Origin of the sequence: Streptomyces huasconensis (assembly GCF_021028635.1) — a bacterium.
In the GTDB taxonomy this organism is placed as follows: Bacteria; Actinomycetota; Actinomycetes; order Streptomycetales; family Streptomycetaceae; genus Streptomyces; species Streptomyces huasconensis.
In genome coordinates, this window is record NZ_CP086119.1 from 3,654,740 (window position 1) to 3,673,280 (window position 18,541).

At 70.2% G+C, this 18,541-nt stretch carries 17 protein-coding genes and 1 riboswitch; of the genes, 9 read left to right on the forward strand and 8 right to left on the reverse strand.

From position 1 onward, the window contains the following. Nucleotides 1-100 precede the first annotated feature (100 nt). The 4 genes from J2N69_RS16575 (at nt 101) to J2N69_RS16590 (ending at nt 4,356) form a co-directional block, all read left to right on the forward strand. Entirely contained in the window at nt 101-562 is a 462-nt protein-coding gene (locus J2N69_RS16575; protein ID WP_230901487.1) for a hypothetical protein, read from the forward strand. Between the two features lie 4 nt (nt 563-566). After that, entirely contained in the window at nt 567-2,456 is a 1,890-nt protein-coding gene (locus J2N69_RS16580; RefSeq protein WP_230901488.1) for an NHL repeat-containing protein, read from the forward strand. Between the two features lie 269 nt (nt 2,457-2,725). Beyond that, nucleotides 2,726-3,613: a hypothetical protein gene (locus J2N69_RS16585; protein WP_230901489.1), complete on the forward strand. Its 888-nt coding sequence runs from the start codon at nt 2,726-2,728 to the stop codon at nt 3,611-3,613. A gap of 59 nt (nt 3,614-3,672) precedes the next feature. Continuing rightward, the gene (locus tag J2N69_RS16590) at nt 3,673-4,356 is read left to right on the forward strand and encodes a Uma2 family endonuclease (protein WP_230901490.1); all 684 of its coding nucleotides are present in this window, start codon (nt 3,673-3,675) and stop codon (nt 4,354-4,356) included. Nucleotides 4,357-4,457: 101 nt separating this feature from the next. Here the strand turns inward: J2N69_RS16590 and groL are convergent, their stop codons facing one another. The 4 genes from groL to thrC form a co-directional block, all read right to left on the reverse strand. Further along, nucleotides 4,458-6,083: a chaperonin GroEL gene (gene groL, locus J2N69_RS16595; RefSeq protein ID WP_230901491.1), complete on the reverse strand. Its 1,626-nt coding sequence runs from the start codon at nt 6,081-6,083 to the stop codon at nt 4,458-4,460. Between the two features lie 330 nt (nt 6,084-6,413). Then, on the reverse strand, nt 6,414-6,617 hold the full coding sequence (locus J2N69_RS16600) for a cold-shock protein (protein ID WP_005315736.1): 204 nt from the start codon (nt 6,615-6,617) through the stop codon (nt 6,414-6,416). Between the two features lie 442 nt (nt 6,618-7,059). Then, a complete protein-coding gene (locus J2N69_RS16605) occupies nt 7,060-7,335 on the reverse strand; it encodes a ubiquitin-like small modifier protein 1 (RefSeq protein WP_095752309.1) in 276 nt (91 codons plus the stop codon). A 113-nt stretch (nt 7,336-7,448) separates the two neighbouring features. After that, a complete protein-coding gene (gene thrC, locus J2N69_RS16610; RefSeq protein WP_230901492.1) occupies nt 7,449-8,744 on the reverse strand; it encodes a threonine synthase in 1,296 nt (431 codons plus the stop codon). A gap of 17 nt (nt 8,745-8,761) precedes the next feature. Continuing rightward, nucleotides 8,762-8,890, reverse strand: a riboswitch (SAM riboswitch). Nucleotides 8,891-9,023: 133 nt separating this feature from the next. On the opposite strand from thrC, the gene J2N69_RS16615 reads away from it, so the two are divergent. Both J2N69_RS16615 and J2N69_RS16620 read left to right on the forward strand, forming a co-directional pair. Then, on the forward strand, nt 9,024-9,968 hold the full coding sequence (locus J2N69_RS16615) for a glucosyl-3-phosphoglycerate synthase (RefSeq protein ID WP_230901493.1): 945 nt from the start codon (nt 9,024-9,026) through the stop codon (nt 9,966-9,968). 53 nt (nt 9,969-10,021) lie between these two features. Beyond that, entirely contained in the window at nt 10,022-11,440 is a 1,419-nt protein-coding gene (locus J2N69_RS16620; protein ID WP_230901494.1) for an alpha,alpha-trehalose-phosphate synthase (UDP-forming), read from the forward strand. Between the two features lie 74 nt (nt 11,441-11,514). On the opposite strand, the gene otsB is transcribed toward J2N69_RS16620, so the two are convergent. From otsB to J2N69_RS16635, 3 genes are read right to left on the reverse strand one after another with little or no spacing between them, the layout of a single operon-like run. Further along, nucleotides 11,515-12,393 (reverse strand): trehalose-phosphatase, encoded by an 879-nt coding sequence (otsB, locus tag J2N69_RS16625; protein ID WP_230901495.1) that lies wholly within the window; start codon nt 12,391-12,393, stop codon nt 11,515-11,517. 19 nt (nt 12,394-12,412) lie between these two features. Continuing rightward, nucleotides 12,413-12,646 (reverse strand): DUF3263 domain-containing protein, encoded by a 234-nt coding sequence (locus tag J2N69_RS16630; RefSeq protein WP_127911101.1) that lies wholly within the window; start codon nt 12,644-12,646, stop codon nt 12,413-12,415. 9 nt (nt 12,647-12,655) lie between these two features. Next, nucleotides 12,656-13,921, reverse strand: coding sequence for an ABC transporter substrate-binding protein (locus J2N69_RS16635; protein ID WP_443049181.1), 1,266 nt, complete (start codon nt 13,919-13,921; stop codon nt 12,656-12,658). Nucleotides 13,922-14,178: 257 nt separating this feature from the next. Here J2N69_RS16635 and J2N69_RS16640 point away from each other — a divergent pair, with 257 nt between their 5' ends. Then, nucleotides 14,179-15,078 carry an SIS domain-containing protein gene (locus J2N69_RS16640; RefSeq protein WP_230901496.1) on the forward strand — a complete coding sequence of 300 codons (900 nt, stop codon included), beginning with the start codon at nt 14,179-14,181 and terminating at the stop codon, nt 15,076-15,078. A gap of 8 nt (nt 15,079-15,086) precedes the next feature. Here the strand turns inward: J2N69_RS16640 and J2N69_RS16645 are convergent, their stop codons facing one another. Further along, nucleotides 15,087-16,124 carry a YVTN family beta-propeller repeat protein gene (locus tag J2N69_RS16645; protein ID WP_230901497.1) on the reverse strand — a complete coding sequence of 346 codons (1,038 nt, stop codon included), beginning with the start codon at nt 16,122-16,124 and terminating at the stop codon, nt 15,087-15,089. A 243-nt stretch (nt 16,125-16,367) separates the two neighbouring features. Here J2N69_RS16645 and J2N69_RS16650 point away from each other — a divergent pair, with 243 nt between their 5' ends. Together J2N69_RS16650 and nagA are read left to right on the forward strand one after the other, a co-directional pair. Then, nucleotides 16,368-17,342: an ROK family protein gene (locus J2N69_RS16650; protein WP_230901498.1), complete on the forward strand. Its 975-nt coding sequence runs from the start codon at nt 16,368-16,370 to the stop codon at nt 17,340-17,342. Next, nucleotides 17,342-18,499 (forward strand): N-acetylglucosamine-6-phosphate deacetylase, encoded by a 1,158-nt coding sequence (gene nagA / locus J2N69_RS16655; RefSeq protein WP_230901499.1) that lies wholly within the window; start codon nt 17,342-17,344, stop codon nt 18,497-18,499. Before J2N69_RS16650 ends, nagA begins: the two co-directional genes overlap by 1 nt. Nucleotides 18,500-18,541: the final 42 nt, after the last annotated feature.

Here is an 18,541-nt window from a genome sequence, read left to right on the forward strand (position 1 = left end):
GCAGATCTGCCGTATGGACCGTTCAGCGAAGGGGTAGGCAAGCGCACGAAGATTCCGGAGCGCACGGCGAACGACGCGCAGAGGGAGAAGAGGGAAGCTCATGACCTTCAAAAACATCTTCGGCAGCGGCGGAAGCGAAGCCAAATCCGCGGAGGAGTCGGCCCGAAAAGCGCGCGAGAACATCCCCGGCGCCTGGCCTGAGAGGGAAGGGGTCGATCCGGAGCTTTACGACGGAATTCCCGAGGTCGCGCGCGACCCGAAGATCGTACGCGAGACGTCACCCGAGGCGCTCGACATCATGGGCAATTTCATCGCTCCCCTCTTCAAGAACACGCAAACCGCGGCCGCCGCCCAGCAGGCAGCCAGCGAGAACCCCGAATCGACGACCGGCATGGCGTCCTCGGCCAAGGATGATGCCTTCAAGAAGGTCAAGGTGGAGATCAAGGACGAGGACCAGCCGAAGATCGGCGACAAGGACCGCCCCAAGGTCAGCGGTGAACAGCTGGAGGAATCGAGGAAGAGCAACCGCAGCTCGGCCAACGACATCCCGAGGAAGGGCTGAGGGCATGGGCGACCCCACCAAGAACAACGTGAGCACGACCTACCTCGGCGAGCGATTCATTCGCCACCCACTGACCGGGCGGAATCTGAAGGAACTCGCGATTGACGAGAACGCCCCTGCCATCCTGGCGCGGAACAAGGACAGGCTGAAGAGGAAGGCCGAACGGAAAGCGCCGGACGGAACGGACCGGGAAGTCCTCCCGATCGGTTTCTCTCTCAACAAGCGGCGGTTCGAGGGCTTTCCCGATACGGAGGCCACGGCTCACCAGCGCGGCTGGCGGGCCTACATGACAGTGGGCGTACCGCTCATCGAGGAGCGGGGCGACATCACGCAGCCGCCGCCCGACGTGATCGCCAAGCAGACGTTCGTCAACCGGACCGACCCGATCCCCACGGACTGGTCGCACACCGTCGAATTCTCCATCTCGAACACGATCAGCTGGTCCCTCCAGGGACAGGTACAGCTCACCTTCGGGGCCAAGACGACCGCATCCCTTCAGCAGCAATTGCAGAAGAGCATGGCGGCGAACCAGTCCCAGAAGACCACCCTGAAGAACAGCAAGGACAATCAGGGCGTCGACACGGAGTCCCAGTCCCAGTCGACGAGTACGACCACGGCCACCAGCACCGCCACTGGAACGGGAGAGCTGTCCGCCCAGCTGATGCTGGGGATCACCGCCTCCGTCAGCGGTTCGGTGACCACCGCGTTCAAGACCTCGTCCACGCTGAGCGGAAAAGTCGGCAGCCGGGTGGACGTCCTGGCCACACAGCGGCGTCAGGTGCGGAGGTTCGACTATGAGTTTCCGGTCTCCTTCGGCGGATGGGTCGCCCTGTATTACCCCGAGCCGGTGGAGGTCAAGGAGGTCAAGCCGAACGGCCCCCAGGCCACGGAACCGAAGTACTCCAGGGTGGTCGCCTGGAAACTCGGAGAGACCGGCACGGCCAAGGAATCCTTCGACCTGACCGACGAGGGAAAGCCCTTCACGCAGAGGGGAGAGGCCGAGGTCGTCTCCACCCTCGCGGGGGTGCACGAGATCTTCGAGCTCGAAAAGCTCGACTTCGCCATGGAGCGGCACCCGCTCCACAAGCCCGACGAGAGGCCGGAGGTCCCGAGAAGGGCTCCCGTCGAACTCGCCACCGGCCTGGGGACGGCCGACGGCCTCGCACTGGACCTCGCGAACCGGAAGGCGTACGTCACCGACCGGTACAACGGCGGCAAGCTGTACAAGGTGGATCTCGCCGGCGGCACACCGGAGTTGGTCGTGGGCGGCCTGGGCCAGCCCAACGACGTGGCACTGGACCCGGCGGGCAACAAGGCCTATGTCACCGACTACGGCGGCATGCGCCTGATCACGGTGGACCTGTCCGACCCCTCCGCCCCGCCGGCCAAGGTCGCCGACGGCATCTACGCGTACGGCGTCGCGCTCGACCTGCCGGGCGGCAAGGTGTACGTCACCGACTACGGGAAGGGCAAGCTGATCGAGTACGGCCTGAGCGGTGGAACGGCGGAGAGGCAGCGCACCTGGGACGTACCGGGGGCCGCCGGGGTGACGCTCAACGGCGACAAGGCGTACGTCGGCGAGTACGACCGCGGCGGGCTGTACGAGGTCGACCTGAGCGCGCAGGACGGCACCCCGCGAGCCGTGGCCACCAACCTCGGGAGCAGTGTCCGCGTGGCGCTGGACGGCACGGGCAACGCCTACGTATCCAACCCGGACGGCAACAAGCTGCGGGAGGTCGTCGTGGCCGACGGCGAGGCCAAGGGCCGGCAGCGGGTGGTGGCCGACGGGGTCGGCTCGGTCTGCGGCATCGCGCTGGACCGCGACAACGGCCACCTCTACGCCACCACCCGCCAGGGCAAGTTGTGGCGCATCCCCGACGTGCCGCCCGCCTGATCCGACTCCCCGAAGCTCAAGCCGCAAGCACCGAGCGCTGCTTCTACGGAACGGGAGGCGGGTCTCAACCCGCCCTCCCACCCCTGGAGTTGACATGATCGCGGACTTTCCGCGTTCGGCTTGCCACACACCGTGACGACGCTCTAGCGTGCCCACATAACGAACAACCCCCGCCAGGTGCGCGAACACCTGCGGGGGTTTGGCCACGAGATCGAAGCGAAGGTTCGAACCGTGGCGATGACCACGAGATCGAAGCGAGAGTTCGACCCATGGCTGACGCCCAGCTTAGTGCCGCCCCCCGCTCCACGCACGCGACCCCGCACCCGTCTCCGCACCCCATGGCGAGTCCGGGCTACGGCAAGCGTTCGACGCCCGGCCAACCCCCGCGCACCAACCCCGACTTCGCCCACCTCCCGCCCCGCGAGGCGGCCATCGCCGCGTACATCGACCGGCTCCCGGACGGCGCGGACATCTCCGTGAAGACGCTGGCCAAGGAGCTGCCGTACGGACAGTGCGCCCTGCGCACGGCGCTGAACAGAATCCAGGCGGCGGGCCACCTGCGGCGCGGCCGGGAACACGTGCGCGGCACGGGCAGCGCCCGCTGGATCACCCGAACGTGGTTCTCCCGCATCGCGAGGGACGACGCGTGGTGGACGGCGTTCACGCGGGGCGGCGTACCGGGGGAGGGTGAGCCGGACCGGCCCCGGCAACGGCCGACCCGCAGCCGCGCCTTCATCCTGCTGGCGGCGCTCGGTAGGACCGCGCCCGCGCTGTCCCTCTCGTACCTCGACTGCGTACGCCTCGAACCGCAGGTCACGCAGTGGTTCGAGCGCGGCGCCACCGAACCGGACATCGTGCGCGCCCTCACCGCGGGCCTCCCCACGCCCATCCACAGCCCCGCGGCCGTGGTCCGCAGCCGCCTGACCTCCAAGCTGCCCCCGGAGCCCCCACCGCCCCGCCCCGCCCTCCGCATCCTGGAATGCACCCGCTGCGGCGCCCCCGGCCGCCCCGAGGCCCTCCCGGGCGGCACCTGCGGCCCCTGCCGAGGCGAACCGACGCCCACCACGGCAGCGGTCCTCCTCCCAGAGGCCGTCCGCGCCCACGTGACGGCGCTCCGCACCGCCGCCAACTCTCCACACGCAAGGGCACACGCATGAACGCTGCAACGGTCCGACGACATGGGTCCGGGGCACGATGGAAGGGAGGAGGCACCACCATGACCCCTGGCACCGATGAACGCCCGCAGATGTCCGTCGAAGACTTCGAGGAGCTGGTACGCCGAGCCCCGGAAACCGTCCGGAACAGGCTGGAGTTCTATGGCGGCAGGCTGCGCTTGAAGCACGGCCCGATCGATGTCGAGGACTTCGAGGAACTGGCTCGTGTGGCCCCGGAGACGGTCACGCTCGAACTGATCAACGGAAAGCTAGAGGTCAAACCCGTGCCGGACCAGCTCCACGGGGCCATCGTCATGTGGCTGCTTCGGCAGTGTATGCAGCAGCGTCCCGAGCTGGCGCTCTACCCCCAACAGGGTCTCAGGGTCCCGACATACCGCAATGGGCGGGCCAGGGCCGACGGCGCCCTCGCCCCGTTGGACCACTTCATCGACCAGGAGGGCGAATGGGCCTCTCCGGAGGGCGTCCTCATGGCCGTCGAAGTCACCTCGCACGACAACGACACGGACCGGCGTGACCGCCTGGAGAAAGGACGGGCCTACGCCTACGTGGGCATCCCCGTCTACCTCCTCATCGACCGGGACAACGACACCCTGGTCGTCCACAGCGCCCCGCAGAACGGCGTCTACCAAAACCGCCGCCCGTACCACTACGGCTCCACGGTCCGTCTCCCCTCCCCCGTGGCCATCACCCTGGAAACCGAGAAGCTGAAGGACTACGTCACCTGACCATGACGGAAGCCGGAAACGCCCGAGGGCGGCCCCCCTTCCTGAGAAGAGGTGCCGCCCTCGGGACGCGAACGTCAGGACAGTGATCAACCAGAGGTCGATCAGAAGTCCATGTCACCGCCCGGCATGCCGCCCGGAGCGCCCGCCGCGGCGGCCTTCTCCGGCTTGTCGGCGATGACGGCCTCGGTGGTGAGGAACAGCGCGGCGATGGACGCGGCGTTCTGCAGAGCGGAGCGCGTGACCTTCGCCGGGTCGAGGATGCCCTCGGCGATCATGTCGACGTACTCACCGGTCGCGGCGTTGAGGCCGTGGCCGACGGTGAGGTTGCGCACCTTCTCGACGACGACGCCACCCTCAAGGCCGGCGTTGACGGCGATCTGCTTCAGCGGGGCCTCCAGGGCCAGCTTCACAGCGGCGGCACCGGTGGCCTCGTCGCCCTCCAGCTCCAGCTTCTCGAAGACCGCGGAGGCCTGGATGAGAGCCACGCCACCACCGGCGACGATGCCCTCCTCGACGGCCGCCTTCGCGTTGCGAACGGCGTCCTCGATGCGGTGCTTGCGCTCCTTCAGCTCGACCTCGGTCGCGGCACCGGCCTTGATGACGGCCACGCCGCCCGCGAGCTTCGCCAGGCGCTCCTGGAGCTTCTCGCGGTCGTAGTCGGAGTCGCTGTTCTCGATCTCGGCGCGGATCTGGTTGACGCGGCCCTGGACCTGGTCGCTGTCACCGGCGCCGTCGACGATGGTCGTCTCGTCCTTGGTGATGACGACCTTGCGGGCGCGGCCGAGCAGGTCGAGACCGGCGTTCTCCAGCTTGAGGCCGACCTCCTCGGAGATGACGGTGCCACCGGTGAGGATGGCGATGTCGCCGAGCATGGCCTTGCGGCGATCACCGAAGCCCGGAGCCTTGACGGCGACGGACTTGAAGGTGCCACGGATCTTGTTGACGACCAGCGTGGACAGGGCCTCGCCCTCGACGTCCTCCGCGATGATCAGCAGCGGCTTGCCCGACTGCATGACCTTCTCCAGCAGCGGAAGGAGGTCCTTCACGTTGGAGATCTTGGAGTTGACGATCAGGATGTACGGGTCGTCGAGCGACGCCTCCATACGCTCCATGTCGGTGGCGAAGTACGCCGAGATGTAGCCCTTGTCGAAGCGCATACCCTCGGTGAGCTCCAGCTCCAGACCGAAGGTCTGGGACTCCTCGACGGTGATGACGCCTTCCTTGCCGACCTTGTCCATGGCCTCGGCGATCAGCTCGCCGATCTGGGTGTCGGCGGCGGAGATGGAGGCCGTCGAAGCGATCTGCTCCTTGGTCTCGACATCCTTCGCCTGCTCAAGGAGGGCGCCGGAGACGGCCTCGACGGCCTTCTCGATGCCGCGCTTGAGGGCCATCGGGTTGGCACCGGCGGCCACGTTGCGCAGACCCTCGCGCACCAGGGCCTGGGCCAGGACGGTCGCGGTCGTCGTGCCGTCACCGGCGACGTCGTCCGTCTTCTTCGCGACCTCCTTGACCAGCTCGGCGCCGATCTTCTCGTACGGGTCCTCGAGCTCGATCTCCTTGGCGATGGACACACCATCGTTGGTGATCGTGGGGGCGCCCCACTTCTTCTCGAGGACGACGTTGCGACCCTTGGGGCCCAGGGTCACCTTGACGGCGTCGGCGAGCTGGTTCATGCCGCGCTCGAGGCCGCGCCGTGCCTCCTCGTCGAACGCGATGATCTTGGCCATGTGAAGTGGTCCTCCCGGACAGGGGTGGAAACGCAAACGGACCGTGCTGGTGCCCGCGACGGACGGACTGCGCACCGTGTGGTTCCTTGCCCCACGCGGCCCGCGGACCTCACCGACCCGATCCAAGTTCTGTCACTCTCACTGGGAGAGTGCTAAGCCCAATGATTAGCACTCGACCCCTGCGAGTGCAAGCGCCTCTCGCGGATCCGGGGGCGCGCGATCCGGACCCACCGTCCCTACCCGCGGGCGCGCGGGCGCACACGAGGGGCCCGTACCCCCATGGGATACGAGCCCCTCGCGATGCTTGCTTCGGTGGTCGATCGCGCCGAGCTAGACGGCGAGCTTGACCATGTCCGCCTGCGGACCCTTCTGGCCCTGCGAGATCTCGAACTCGACTCGCTGACCTTCTTCAAGGGTGCGGTAACCGTCCATCTGGATCGCGCTGTAGTGGACGAAAACATCCGCACCACCGTCGACCGCGATGAAGCCGTACCCCTTCTCCGCGTTGAACCACTTGACGGTGCCCTGAGCCATGCCTAACTCCCCTATTACTGGCCCTTGCACAGGACCGCACTTCGCGGACCCGGGTCAGACCTCACCCCCCATTGGTTGGGGGTGTGCGCCGGAACGCGTCGACCGCCGCTGAATGTATCTGCCCAACTGCCCTCTGCAACAGGTCAATCGGACGAGAATTCTGGGCATGCCGGATCGGCGATATGCGGAGAGTTCGTCATGATCCAGGGCAAGTCGGGCCCGGCAAATGCCACGAAAGGCTCAAAGGGGCGGCTCGCTTTGGCTGCTTCTTGTCGGCTCCCGGCCGACTTCGTATATGCGCTCGACACAAACGGCGAAACAGCATTCCCAACTGTATCGCGATCAACCATGCAGAATTGCCCCCTCCGTTTGTCAGCGGAGAGGGCAATTCGGGTTACGCAGAGAAGTTGCAGAAACGGATCACCAGCGGATCGTCAACGGCTCAGCCGCCGGCGACCGCCGGGATGATCGACACGCCCGCGCCGTCCGGCGTGGCCGTCTCCAGGCCCTGCTCGAACCGGACGTCGTCGTCATTGACGTACACGTTCACGAAGCGGCGCAGCTTGCCCTGGTCGTCCAGGACGCGGGCGGCGATGCCGGTGTGGTTCTTCTCCAGATCGGCGATGACCTCACCGAGGGTCGCCCCCTCGGCGACGACCTCGGCCTGCCCGCCGGTGTAGGTGCGAAGGATGGTGGGAATCCGGACATTGACGCTCATGGGGTTCACCTTCGAGATACGGGAGTGGGCGCCCCTGAAAGGGGCGCGGGGAACTGCGCGAGGACGGACCACGGCCGGCGGTCGGCCGCGGACATCAGCCTCTGCGGCGAGGACTAACCGGCCAGGCCCGCGGAGCGAAACGCCTCAAGGCTGGGCTTGATCGTCGCGGTGGCCTGCGAAGTCTCAGCGACAGCGTCCAGCGTCTTCAGGCCATCCCCCGTGTTCAGCACCACCGTGGTGAGCGCCGGGTCGATGAGCCCCGCCTCGATCAGCTTCTTCGCGACGCCCACCGTCACACCCCCGGCGGTCTCCGCGAAGATGCCCTCCGTCCGCGCGAGCAGCTTGATCGCGTCGACGACCTGCGCATCGTTCACGTCCTCCACCGCCCCGCCCGTACGGCGCGCGATGTCCAGCACGTACGGTCCGTCGGCGGGGTTGCCGATGGCCAGCGACTTGGCGATGGTGTTCGGCTTCTGGGGGCGCACCACGTCGTGCCCGGCCTTGAACGCGGCCGACACGGGCGAGCAGCCTTCCGCCTGGGCGCCGAAGATCTTGTAGGGCTTGTCGGCGACGAGGCCGAGCGCGATCAGCTCCTTGAGCCCCTTGTCGATCTTCGTGAGCTGCGACCCGGAGGCGATGGGGATGACCAGCTGGTCGGGCAGCTCCCAGCCGAGCTGCTCGCAGATCTCGTACGCGAGGGTCTTGGAGCCCTCGCCGTAGTACGGCCGGAGGTTGACGTTGACGAAGCCCCAGCCCTCGCCCAGCGGATCGCCGATCAGCTCGGAGCAGAAGCGGTTCACGTCGTCGTAGTTGCCCTCGATGCCGACCAGCTCGCCGCCGTAGACCGCGGCCATGACGACCTTGCCCTGCTCCAGGTCGTGCGGGATGAACACGCAGGAGCGGAACCCGGCGCGGGCGGCGGCGGCGCCGACGGCGCCCGCGAGGTTGCCGGTGGAGGAGCAGGAGAGCGTGGTGAAGCCGAAGGCCCTGGCCGCCTCCAGCGCCTGCGCGACGACGCGGTCCTTGAAGGAGTGCGTGGGGTTGCCGGAGTCGTCCTTGACGAACAACTTGCCCTGTTCGACGCCGAGTTCGCGCGCGAGGTTGTCGGCCTTGACGAGCTTGGTCCAGCCGGGGTTGAGGTTCGGCTTGTCGGCGACGTCGGCGGGGACGGGGAGCAGCGGGGCGTAGCGCCAGATGTTGGCGGGGCCGGCCTCGATCCGCTTGCGGAGGGCTTCCGGGTCGCCGAGGGGCAGGTCGTACGCGACTTCGAGGGGGCCGAAACACTCGGCGCAGGCGAAGATCGGGCCGAGCGGGAACTTGGTGCCGCACTCGCGGCAGGAGAGGCCGGAGGCAGGCCCGAGGTCGACGGAAGGGGTGGTGCTCTGGGTGGCGACGGTCTGCACAGCCATGGAGGCGAGGCCCTTTCTCCTCATCTTCCCCGCGGCGCATCTCGCCGCGAGACGGAATTGGCACCTTCCCCACCGTGACCTCGCGGTCGGCGGGAGGGTTGCCGGGGCTTCAACGGGCCGTATCCCTCTGCCCCTCTGGATGAGCGGTATTCGATTGTGACGCCAGGGCCCCCGACATGCGATGGTCACCGGCGTTGCCCAAGACTGTAACCGAAGCCCTGGACGCTTGAGATAGTCGTCCGAACCGCGAGATGGATCACATACGGAAGGACCCTGACCGTGCTGGAAGAGGTCGAGCGCTGGCTGAACAGGCGTTCCTGGTCGGTCGCCGACCGCCCCTTGGACCGGCTCGTCGCCGCCAAGCGGGCGTCCGGCGCGACGGTGAGCGTCGTGCTGCCCGCCCTCGACGAACAGGAGACGGTCGGCGCGATCGTCGCCGAGATCCGCCGCGCGCTGATGGAACGCGTCCCGCTCGTCGACGAGCTGGTGGTGATCGACTCCGGCTCCTCGGACCGAACAGCCGAGGTGGCGCGGGAGGCCGGTGCCAAGGTCGTGCGCCGCGACGAGATCCTGCCGCGCATCGCGCCGCTCCCCGGCAAGGGCGAGGTGCTGTGGCGGTCGCTGCTGGTGACGAGCGGCGACATCGTGGCGTTCGTCGACGCGGACCTCAGGGAGTTCTCCGCCGACTTCGTCTCGGGGATCGTCGGCCCGCTGCTGACCGACCCCGACGTGGCGTTCGTCAAGGCGATGTACGACCGGCCGCTCGGCGAGGCCGCCGGTCAGGGCGGCCGGGTCACGGAGCTGATGGCGCGGCCGCTGCTGAACATGCACTGGCCGCGGCTGGCCGGTTTCGTGCAGCCGCTCGGCGGCGAGTACGCGGCCCGCAGGTCCCTCCTGGAGCGGCTGCCGTTCCCCGTCGGGTACGGCGTGGAACTGGGGCTGCTCGTGGACGCGCTGCACACGGTGGGCCTGGACGCGCTGGCGCAGGTCGACGTCGGGGTGCGCAGACACCGCCACCAGGACGGACAGGCGCTCGGGCGGATGGCGGCGGCGATCTACCGCACGGCCCAGGTGCGGCTCGCGCGCGGACATCTCGTACGGCCCGAACTGACGCAGTTCGAGCGGGGCGAGCACGGCTTCGTGCCGCGCAGTCACGCCGTGGACACCGAGGAACGGCCGCCCATGACCGGCATCGCGGAGTACGCGCACCGACGCGTGGCGTGAGCCACCGGGGACCGCACGTTTGCCCGCCCCCCGGACGGGCTACGTTTTGGCACATGGTGTCCGAATCGGCTACGGCAACAGCAGCACAGGTACTCGTCGCGTCCAACCGCGGCCCCGTCTCGTACACGGTGGGCGAGGACGGTGAGCTGACCGCCCGGCGCGGCGGCGGCGGACTCGTCTCCGGACTGAGCGCCATCGGTGACGACGCGGGAGCCCTGTGGGTGTGCGCGGCGCTCGGCGAGGGCGACCGGGAGGCGGTGCGGCGCGGCGTCGGCGAGCCGGGCGTGCGGATGCTCGACATCGACGCCGGCTCGCGCGAGGGGGTGCACGCCGCCGCGTACAACGGCATCGCCAACTCGGTCCTGTGGTTCGTCCACCACATGCTGTACCAGACGCCTCTGGAGCCGGTCTTCGGCCCGGAGTTCCGGGCGCAGTGGGCCGCGTACGAGACGTACAACCGGGCGTTCGCGGAGGCGCTGGCGGCCGAGGCGGCGCCCGGCGCGGCGGTTCTCGTGCAGGACTACCACCTGACGCTGGTCCCGGGGATGCTGCGCGAGCTGCGCGAGGACCTGCGGATCGGCCACTTCTCGCACACGCCGTGGGCGCCCGCCGACTACTTCCGGATGCTGCCGGACGACGTGGCGGAACAGGTGCTGCGCGGCATGCTCGGCGCGGACCGGCTCGGGTTCCTCACCCACCGCTGGGCGGACGCCTTCACGGAGTGCTGCGTGCGCGTGCTCGGCGGGACGTCGGGGACGCGGATCGGGGTGCACGGCCTGGGCGCCGACGCCGACTTCCTGCGGGAGCGCTCGCGGCGCGAGGACGTCGAGGAGCGCATGGCGACACTGCGCGGGCAGGTGGGCGAGGGCCGCAAGACCATCGTGCGGGTGGACAGGACCGAACTGTCCAAGAACATCGTGCGCGGCCTGCACGCCTACCGGGAACTGCTGGAGACCCGCCCCGAGTGGCGCGAGCGGGTCGTCCACGTCGCGTTCGCCTACCCCTCGCGGCAGGACCTCGCGGTGTACCGCGACTACACGGCGGAGGTCTCGCGCGTCGCGGAGCAGATCAACGCGGAGTTCGGTACGCCCGGCTGGACCCCGGTCCTCCTCCACGTCGACGACGACTTCGCCCGCTCGCTCGCGGCGTACCGCCTCGCGGACGTGGCGCTGGTCAACCCCATCCGCGACGGCATGAACCTGGTCGCGAAGGAGGTGCCGGTGGTCTCCGACGAGGGGTGCGCGCTGGTGCTTTCGCGGGAGGCGGGGGCGTACGAGGAGCTGGGCGAGGACGCGCTGGCGGTCAACCCCTACGACACCTCGGCGACGGCGGAGGCGTTGCACGCCGGCCTCTCGATGCCGGCCAGTGAGCGCGCCGAACGCACGAAGCGCCTCACGGCGGCGGCGACGGCACTGCCCCCGGCGCGGTGGTTCCTGGACCAGCTCCACGCCCTGACGGACGACGCCGCCTAGCCCGCCCCCGCGGCGGTGGAGGTTGGGGCGCGGCCGGGCGGAACTCGTCGTCCGGACGCGCCCGCTTCACCCGCTCATGCCTCGGGCAAGGCTGCGACCAGGGAGGAGAGCAGGTTCACCACTCCCGCCGGGCCGGGCACCACCAGGTCGGCGCGGTCGGAGAGTTCCGTCACTTCCGCGCTGCCGCTGCACACCAGCAGGCCCGCGACGCCGTCCGAGCGGAGTTTCTCCACCGCGGCGAAGGCGGGGAGGTCGCCCAGGTCGTCGCCCGCGTAGAGCACCGACTCCGCGCCCACCTCGCGCAGGTACGCGGCGAGGGCCACGCCCTTGTCCATGCCGGGCGGGCGCAGTTCGAGGACCATGCGGCCCGGCTCGACGATCAGGCCGTGCCGGTGCGCCAGCTCGGTGAGCGGGGCGCGCAGGGTGTCGTAGGCGGCCTGCGGGTCCTGCGCGCGGCGCGTGTGGACGGCGAGGGCACGGCCCTTCTCCTCGATCCACGTGCCACGCCAGGCGCCGATCGTGTCCAGGAAGCCGGGCAGTTCGGCGCGGACGGCCGCCACGCCGGGGTGCGCCTCGGCGGCCTGGACGGTGCCGGTGACCGCGTCCCAGCGCTCGGCGCCGTAGTGCCCGAGGACCACGAGGTGGTCGAGGCCGGGGACGCCCGCGAAGCCGCCGTAGCGCACGGCGACGCCCGCCGGGCGGCCGGTGACCACCGCGGCGGACCGCAGGCGCGGGGCGAGGGCGGCGAGCGCGGGCACGGCGTCCGGGTGGGCGCGGGCCTGCTCGGGGTCGGCCACGATCGGGGCGAGCGTGCCGTCGAAGTCGAGGGCCACGACGGCCCGTTCGGGCCGCGCGAGCAGCGCGGCGAGGCCGTCACGGCCCGCCGCCGTCACGGGCTCCGGCAGTGCGGGACGCCCGTGCCGGTCGGGCTGTGCGTACGTAGGGTCACCCATGGGCCCGACCTTAACCGCGTCAGCGCTCCTCGCGCCGCGACTCCCGGACCCGGCGGAGCCGATTGACCGTAATCGGGTCGTGGGCGAGGGCCCGCGGGTCGTCGAGAAGGGCGTTCAGGAGCTGGTAGTAGCGCACCGGCACCATGCCCAGCTCCTCCCGGACGGCGCGTTCCTTCGCGCCGGGGCCCGGCCAGTCACGCCGCTCCAGGGCGAGGACGGCCCGGTCCCGCGCGGAGAGTTCCTCTTCGGTCATGCCGTCACGCTATTCCGCGTTCTCCGCGGCCGCCGCCTTGCTCTGGATCTGGCCGAGGACCATGGAGGGGTTGCCGTTCCTCGTGACGGTCTTGCCGATGTTGTTCTTGATGTCGGCGGAGACCTGCGCCCACGACGTCTTGCCCACCGGGTAGAGCTGGGAGGTCGGCAGCTCCTTGAGGAACTTGCCCAGCTCCGTGTGGCCGCGGTCCTTGGCCATCGCGTCGAACGCGGAGGTCGTCACGGGCAGGATGTCGTACTCGTTGGAGAACTCGAGCACGTTCTTCTTGCTGTAGACGAAGTCGAGGAACTTCCCGGCCTCCTTGCGGTGGCCGTTCTGCTTGAACGCCATCATCCAGTCGGCGACACCCATCGTGGCCCGCGGCTTGCCGTTGATGCCGGGCGCCGGCACCATGCCGAACTTCACGCCCTTCTTGGCGGCCATCTTCATCAGCGTCGGGTGGCCGTTGAGCATGCCGACCTCGCCGCGCGAGAACGCCGCGAACGCCTCGGCGCGGTTCATCTGACCGGGCGCCTTCGGCCCGGTCAGCCCCTTGCCGACCAGCTCGTCCCGGAGCCAGGAGAACGTCTTGGCGTTCTGCTTGGAGTCGATGTCGTACGAGCCGACGTTGTCGGTGTAACCGCCGCCCCCGCTCAGCATCCACATCAGCGTCTCGGCGGGCGCCTCCTCGGGGCCCAGCGGCAGCGCGTACGGGATCTTCACGCCGCGCGCCTTGAGGGCCTTCGCGGCGGACTGGAGCTGGCTCCAGCTCTGCGGCGGGGTGAGGTTCGCGTCCTTGAAGAGCTTGGTGTTGTAGAAGAGCAGGCGCGTGGAGGAGGCGAACGGCATGCCGTACTGGATGCGCTTGACCTCACCGGCCTGGGAGAGCGGGGCCATGAAGTCGGCCTGGGTGGCGATGGAGAGCAGTTCGTCGGCCTCGTAGAGCTTGCCCTGAGCGGCGTAGTCGGCGTACGCGCCGATCTGCGCCAGGTCGGGGGCGTCGCCCTTCTTGACCATCTCCTTGACCTCGCGGTCCACGTCGTTCCAGGACAGGACGGTGACGTCGACCTTGATGCCGGGGTTCTCCGCCTCGAAGGCCTTGCTGAGCCTGTCCCAGTACTTCTTGGAGCTGTTGGCCGCGGAGTCGCCGTAGTCGGCGGCCACCAGCTTGAGGGTGACGTCGCCGGAGTCGCCGGAACCACCGCAGCCGGCGAGTACGCCCGCCATGCCCAGTACGGCCACCGCCGCGGTCAGTCCTGTCACGCGCCGCTGCACAGCTGTCCCACCCTCATTGCCTTCGCGTACCGGGGCTTGACCGCCCCACCGCTGTCGAACTGCGATTTTCCCCCGAGTTTCCCCCGGGTCCGAACACAAGGTCTACACCAGCCCAGTATCACTTGTGCAACGGACGGCCACAGACGTCCATTGCGGCCCCCTCGCCCGGCCTGCTAAGCACGTCACGGCCTGCTATGCACATCACGGCCTGCTAAGCACGTCACGTTCACGTCCCGCACGACGAGGAGCCTTGCCGCATGTCGCGTACCGCAGCAGAAATAGCCACTCAGCCCGCCTGCTGGCACCGGGCGGCGGAGGCGGCGGCCTCCTTCACGGGGTTCCCGCGGCCGGGTGAGCGGGTCGCCGTCACCGGATGCGGGACCTCGTGGTTCATGGCCCTCGCGTACGCGGCGCTGCGCGAGGCCGCGGGCCAGGGCGAGACGGACGCCTTCGCCTCCTCGGAGTTCCCGGCCGGGCGGCGCTACGACCGGGTGGTCGCCATCACCCGCTCCGGTACGACGACGGAGGTCCTCGACCTGCTCGGACGGCTCAAGGGCTCGGTCCCGACGCTCGCCCTGACCGCCGACCCGAAGACCCCGGTCATGGACGCGGCCGACACCGTGGCGGTCCTGGACTGGGCGGACGAGGAGTCGGTCGTCCAGACCCGCTTCGCCACGACCGCGCTCGCCTTCCTGCGGGCCGGGCTCGGTGACGTACCGGGCGTGAAGCCGGTGGCCGAGGCGGCGGTCGACGCGGAGCTGGCGGTCACCGAGCCGCTGCCGGAGGCGGTGCTCGGGGCGGAGCAGTGGACGTTCCTCGGGCGCGGCTGGACCTACGGCCTCGCGCTGGAGGCGGCGCTGAAGATGCGGGAGGCGGCGGGGGCGTGGACGGAGGCGTACCCGGCGATGGAGTACCGCCACGGGCCGATCTCCGTCACCGGCCCCGGCCGCGTGGCGTGGATGTTCGGCACGCTGCCGGAGGGGCTCGCCGGTGACGTGGCGCGGGTCGGCGGCGAACTCGTCGCCCGCCGGGACACCGACCCGCTGGCCGATCTGATCCGCGCCCAGCGGCTCGCGGTGGCCCTGGCCGAGTCCCGCGGCCTGGACCCGGACCGCCCGAGGAACCTGACCCGCAGCGTGGTTCTCGGCCAGGGGTAGGGGGTCACTCACCTGGGGGTGATGGCGATGCCCTCCGGCTGGTCGCCGGTGCGCAGGGTCGTCCGGACCTTCGCGAGCCCCGCGTCGACGACCGAGACGCTGGCGGAGTCCTCGTTGGTGACCCAGACCCGGCTGCCGCCCGGAGCGACCGCCACGCCCTGCGGTGTCCTGCCCACGGGCACCTGGGAGAGGACACCGCCGTTCGCGGTGCCGATGACGAGGAGCACGTCGGCCCCGGAGTCCGCGGCGTACAGCCGCTGTCCGTCGGGGCTGATCCCCAGGCCGAGGGGGGCCTTGCCGACCGGCCAGGTGGCCGTCACCTTGCGGGTGGCGGTGTCGATGACGGAGATGCTCCCGGACCCGGTGTTGGCGACGTAGACCCGGTCGCCCTTGGCCGTGGCGGTGATCCCGCTGGGGAAGTCGCCCACGGGGATCTGGACCAGGGGCTCGTGGCCCTTGGACAGGACGGTGACGTTGTTGCTGCCGCTGTTGGTGACGTAGGTGGTCCCGTCGGGCAGGGTGGCGACGCTGTGCGGGAGTTCGCCGGTCGTGGGCGTCGCGACGACCTTCCGGGCGGCCGTGTCGATGACGGAGACGTTGCCGCTGCCCCAGTTCGCCGCGAACACCCACCGGCCGTCGCGGCTGGGGAAGGCCGAGAACGGATAGGAGCCGACCGGCACGGTCGCCACGGCCCGGTGGCCGGACGTCTCGATGAACGTGACCGAGTCGGACAGGCCGTTGGCCACATACACGTGGGAGCCGTCGGGGGCCGCGCCCACGCCGGTCGGCCCGCTGCCCACCGCCGTGGTGGCGACGGCCCGCTCAAGACGGACGTCGAACGCGGAGACGCTCCCGGAACCGCTGTTGGCCACGTACGCGGCGATGCGCATCGGGAAGCCCTTGTCAGGCGCCTTCTTCACCGCCGGTTTCGGCGCCGGGGGCGGCGCGTCGGACGCCGCCGCGGACGTACCCGCCATGACGGCGAGCGCGAATCCGAGGGTCAGCCGGGCACGAAAGCGGCCGCTGCCTGCGCAGGGTCTCAGCATGAATCCACCTCTGTGGCTGTGTGGGGGGAGAAACGCGCCCGGTCAAACGCTCGACACGGTCGTCCCGCACGGCCGGAAAACGGATTCGTTCTTTCGCATGGCGGTATCTGCGGCAAATCGGCCATTCCGCATACTTGCGGGAGTCATATGACAGCAGCATCTCTGCTGCTCCTGTCGCTCCCCTCCCGGCCCGGCCGACAGGTGGACTAGACCTTTCAAGGGGTGACGGGCGAGACTGTATCCGTGAGACACGTCATCGCCCTCGATGTGGGCGGCACCGGAATGAAGGCCGCCCTGATAGGGGCGGACGGCACCCTGCTGCACGAGGCCCGCCGCCCGACGGGCCGCGACCGCGGCCCCGAGGCGGTCGTCGAGTCCATCCTCGGCTTCGCCGCCGACCTGCGCGCCCACGGCATCGCCCACCTCGGCGAACCCGCCGCGGCGGCGGGCGTCGCCGTACCCGGAATCGTCGACGCCGCCCGCGGCACAGCGGTCTACGCGGCCAACCTCGGCTGGCGCGACGTCCCCCTGCGGGACCTCCTCAGCGCCCGCCTGGCGGGCGTCCCCGTCGCCCTCGGCCACGACGTCCGCACCGGCGGCCTCGCCGAAGGCCGCCTCGGCGCGGGCAAGGGCGCCGACCGCTTCCTGTTCGTGCCGCTGGGCACCGGCATCGCGGGAGCCATCGGCATCGACGGCGCCATCGAACCCGGCGCCCACGGCTCGGCCGGGGAGATCGGCCACATCGTCGTACGCCCCGGCGGCCCGCCCTGCGGCTGCGGCCAGCGCGGCTGCCTGGAACGCCTGGCCTCCGCCTCCGCGGTGAGCGCGGCGTGGGCCGAGGCGAGCGGCGACCCCGAGGCGGACGCCGCGGACTGCGCCAAGGCCGTGGAGTCCGGTGACCCGCGGGCCCAGGAGGTCTGGCAGCACGCCGTCGACGCGCTGGCGGACGGTCTGCTCACCGCCCTCACTCTGCTGGACCCGCGCACCCTGATCATCGGTGGCGGCCTGGCCGAGGCGGGGGAAACCTTGTTCACGCCGCTGCGGGCCGCCGTCGCGGCACGCGTCGTCCAGTTCCAGACGCTGCCGGACATCGTGCCCGCGGCCCTCGGCGACACCGCCGGGTGCCTGGGGGCGGGCCTGCTCGCCTGGGACCTCCTCGACGCGCCGGCGTCCCCCGCACAACCAGCCGACACCGACCCCCCGGAGGTAACCACCTGATGGCCACTCGCAAGGTTCTCGCCGGTGCCCAGGTGGTACTGCCCACCGGAACCGTCACCGACGGCCGCGTGACCGTGGAGGGCACCCGCATCGCCGGGAACGCCCCGGCCGGTACGCCCGCCGACCCGCACGCGGACACCCTCGACCTCACCGGCCACTGGGTGGTCCCCGGCTTCGTCGACCTCCACAACCACGGCGGCGGCGGCGCCTCCTTCACCTCCGGCACCGTGGAGGACGTCCTCAAGGGCGTCCACACGCACCGCCTGCACGGCACGACCACCCTCGTCGCCTCCACCGTCACCGGCGAGATGGACTTCCTCGCCGAGCGCGCCGGGCTCCTGAGCGAACTGGCCGAGCAGGGTGACATCGCCGGCATCCACTTCGAGGGCCCCTTCATCTCGCCGTGCCGCAAGGGCGCGCACAGCGAGGGCCTGCTCCGCCACCCCGACCCCGCCGACGTCCGCAAGCTGATCGACGCGGCCCGCGGCCGGGCGAAGATGCTCACGCTCGCCACCGAACTGCCCGGCGGCCTCGACTCCGTGCGGCTGCTCGCCGAGCACGGCGTCATCGCGGCCATCGGGCACACCGACGCCACGTACGAGCAGACGGTGGAGGCCATCGACGCGGGCGCCACCGTCGCCACGCACCTGTTCAACGCGATGCCCGGCCTCGGCCACCGCGCGCCCGGCCCGATCGCCGCCCTCCTGGAGGACGAGCGGATCACCGTCGAGCTGATCAACGACGGCACCCATCTGCACCCGGCCGCCCTGGAGCTGGCCTTCCACCGGGCGGGCGCGGGCCGCGTCGCGTTCATCACGGACGCGATGGACGCGGCGGGCTTCGGCGACGGCCGGTACATGCTCGGCCCGCTGGAGGTCGAGGTGAAGGACAGCGTGGCGCGGCTCGTCGAGGGCGGCTCGATCGCGGGCTCCACCCTCACCCTGGACCGCGCCTTCAAGCGCTCGGTGACCATCGACAAGATCTCCGTGGAGGACACCGTGCGCGCCCTGTGCGCCAACCCGGCCGCGCTCCTCGGGATGGCCGACACCGTGGGCTCCCTGGAGCCGGGCAAGGACGCCGACCTGGTGGTCCTGGACGCGTCCTTCGACCTCAAGGGCGTGATGCGCAAGGGCGAATGGGTGGTCGAGCCCTCCTGACGCCCGCGCCGGACACGGCGGCCGGCCCTCACCCCTGGGCCA

Bases quoted from the DNA above. Each gene is read 5' to 3' on its own strand.
- nagA (WP_230901499.1), top strand. From the start codon at position 17,342: ATGGCCACTCGCAAGGTTCTCGCCGGTGCCCAGGTGGTACTGCCCACC.
- J2N69_RS16575 (WP_230901487.1), top strand. From the start codon at position 101: ATGACCTTCAAAAACATCTTCGGCAGCGGCGGAAGCGAAGCCAAATCC.
- J2N69_RS16605 (WP_095752309.1), bottom strand. From the start codon at position 7,335: ATGAGCGTCAATGTCCGGATTCCCACCATCCTTCGCACCTACACCGGC.
- J2N69_RS16645 (WP_230901497.1), bottom strand. From the start codon at position 16,124: ATGCTGAGACCCTGCGCAGGCAGCGGCCGCTTTCGTGCCCGGCTGACC.
- groL (WP_230901491.1), bottom strand. From the start codon at position 6,083: ATGGCCAAGATCATCGCGTTCGACGAGGAGGCACGGCGCGGCCTCGAG.
- J2N69_RS16600 (WP_005315736.1), bottom strand. From the start codon at position 6,617: ATGGCTCAGGGCACCGTCAAGTGGTTCAACGCGGAGAAGGGGTACGGC.
- J2N69_RS16630 (WP_127911101.1), bottom strand. From the start codon at position 12,646: ATGACCGAAGAGGAACTCTCCGCGCGGGACCGGGCCGTCCTCGCCCTG.
- J2N69_RS16580 (WP_230901488.1), top strand. From the start codon at position 567: ATGGGCGACCCCACCAAGAACAACGTGAGCACGACCTACCTCGGCGAG.
- thrC (WP_230901492.1), bottom strand. From the start codon at position 8,744: ATGGCTGTGCAGACCGTCGCCACCCAGAGCACCACCCCTTCCGTCGAC.
- J2N69_RS16620 (WP_230901494.1), top strand. From the start codon at position 10,022: ATGGTGTCCGAATCGGCTACGGCAACAGCAGCACAGGTACTCGTCGCG.
- J2N69_RS16640 (WP_230901496.1), top strand. From the start codon at position 14,179: ATGTCGCGTACCGCAGCAGAAATAGCCACTCAGCCCGCCTGCTGGCAC.
- J2N69_RS16590 (WP_230901490.1), top strand. From the start codon at position 3,673: ATGACCCCTGGCACCGATGAACGCCCGCAGATGTCCGTCGAAGACTTC.
- otsB (WP_230901495.1), bottom strand. From the start codon at position 12,393: ATGGGTGACCCTACGTACGCACAGCCCGACCGGCACGGGCGTCCCGCA.
- J2N69_RS16585 (WP_230901489.1), top strand. From the start codon at position 2,726: ATGGCTGACGCCCAGCTTAGTGCCGCCCCCCGCTCCACGCACGCGACC.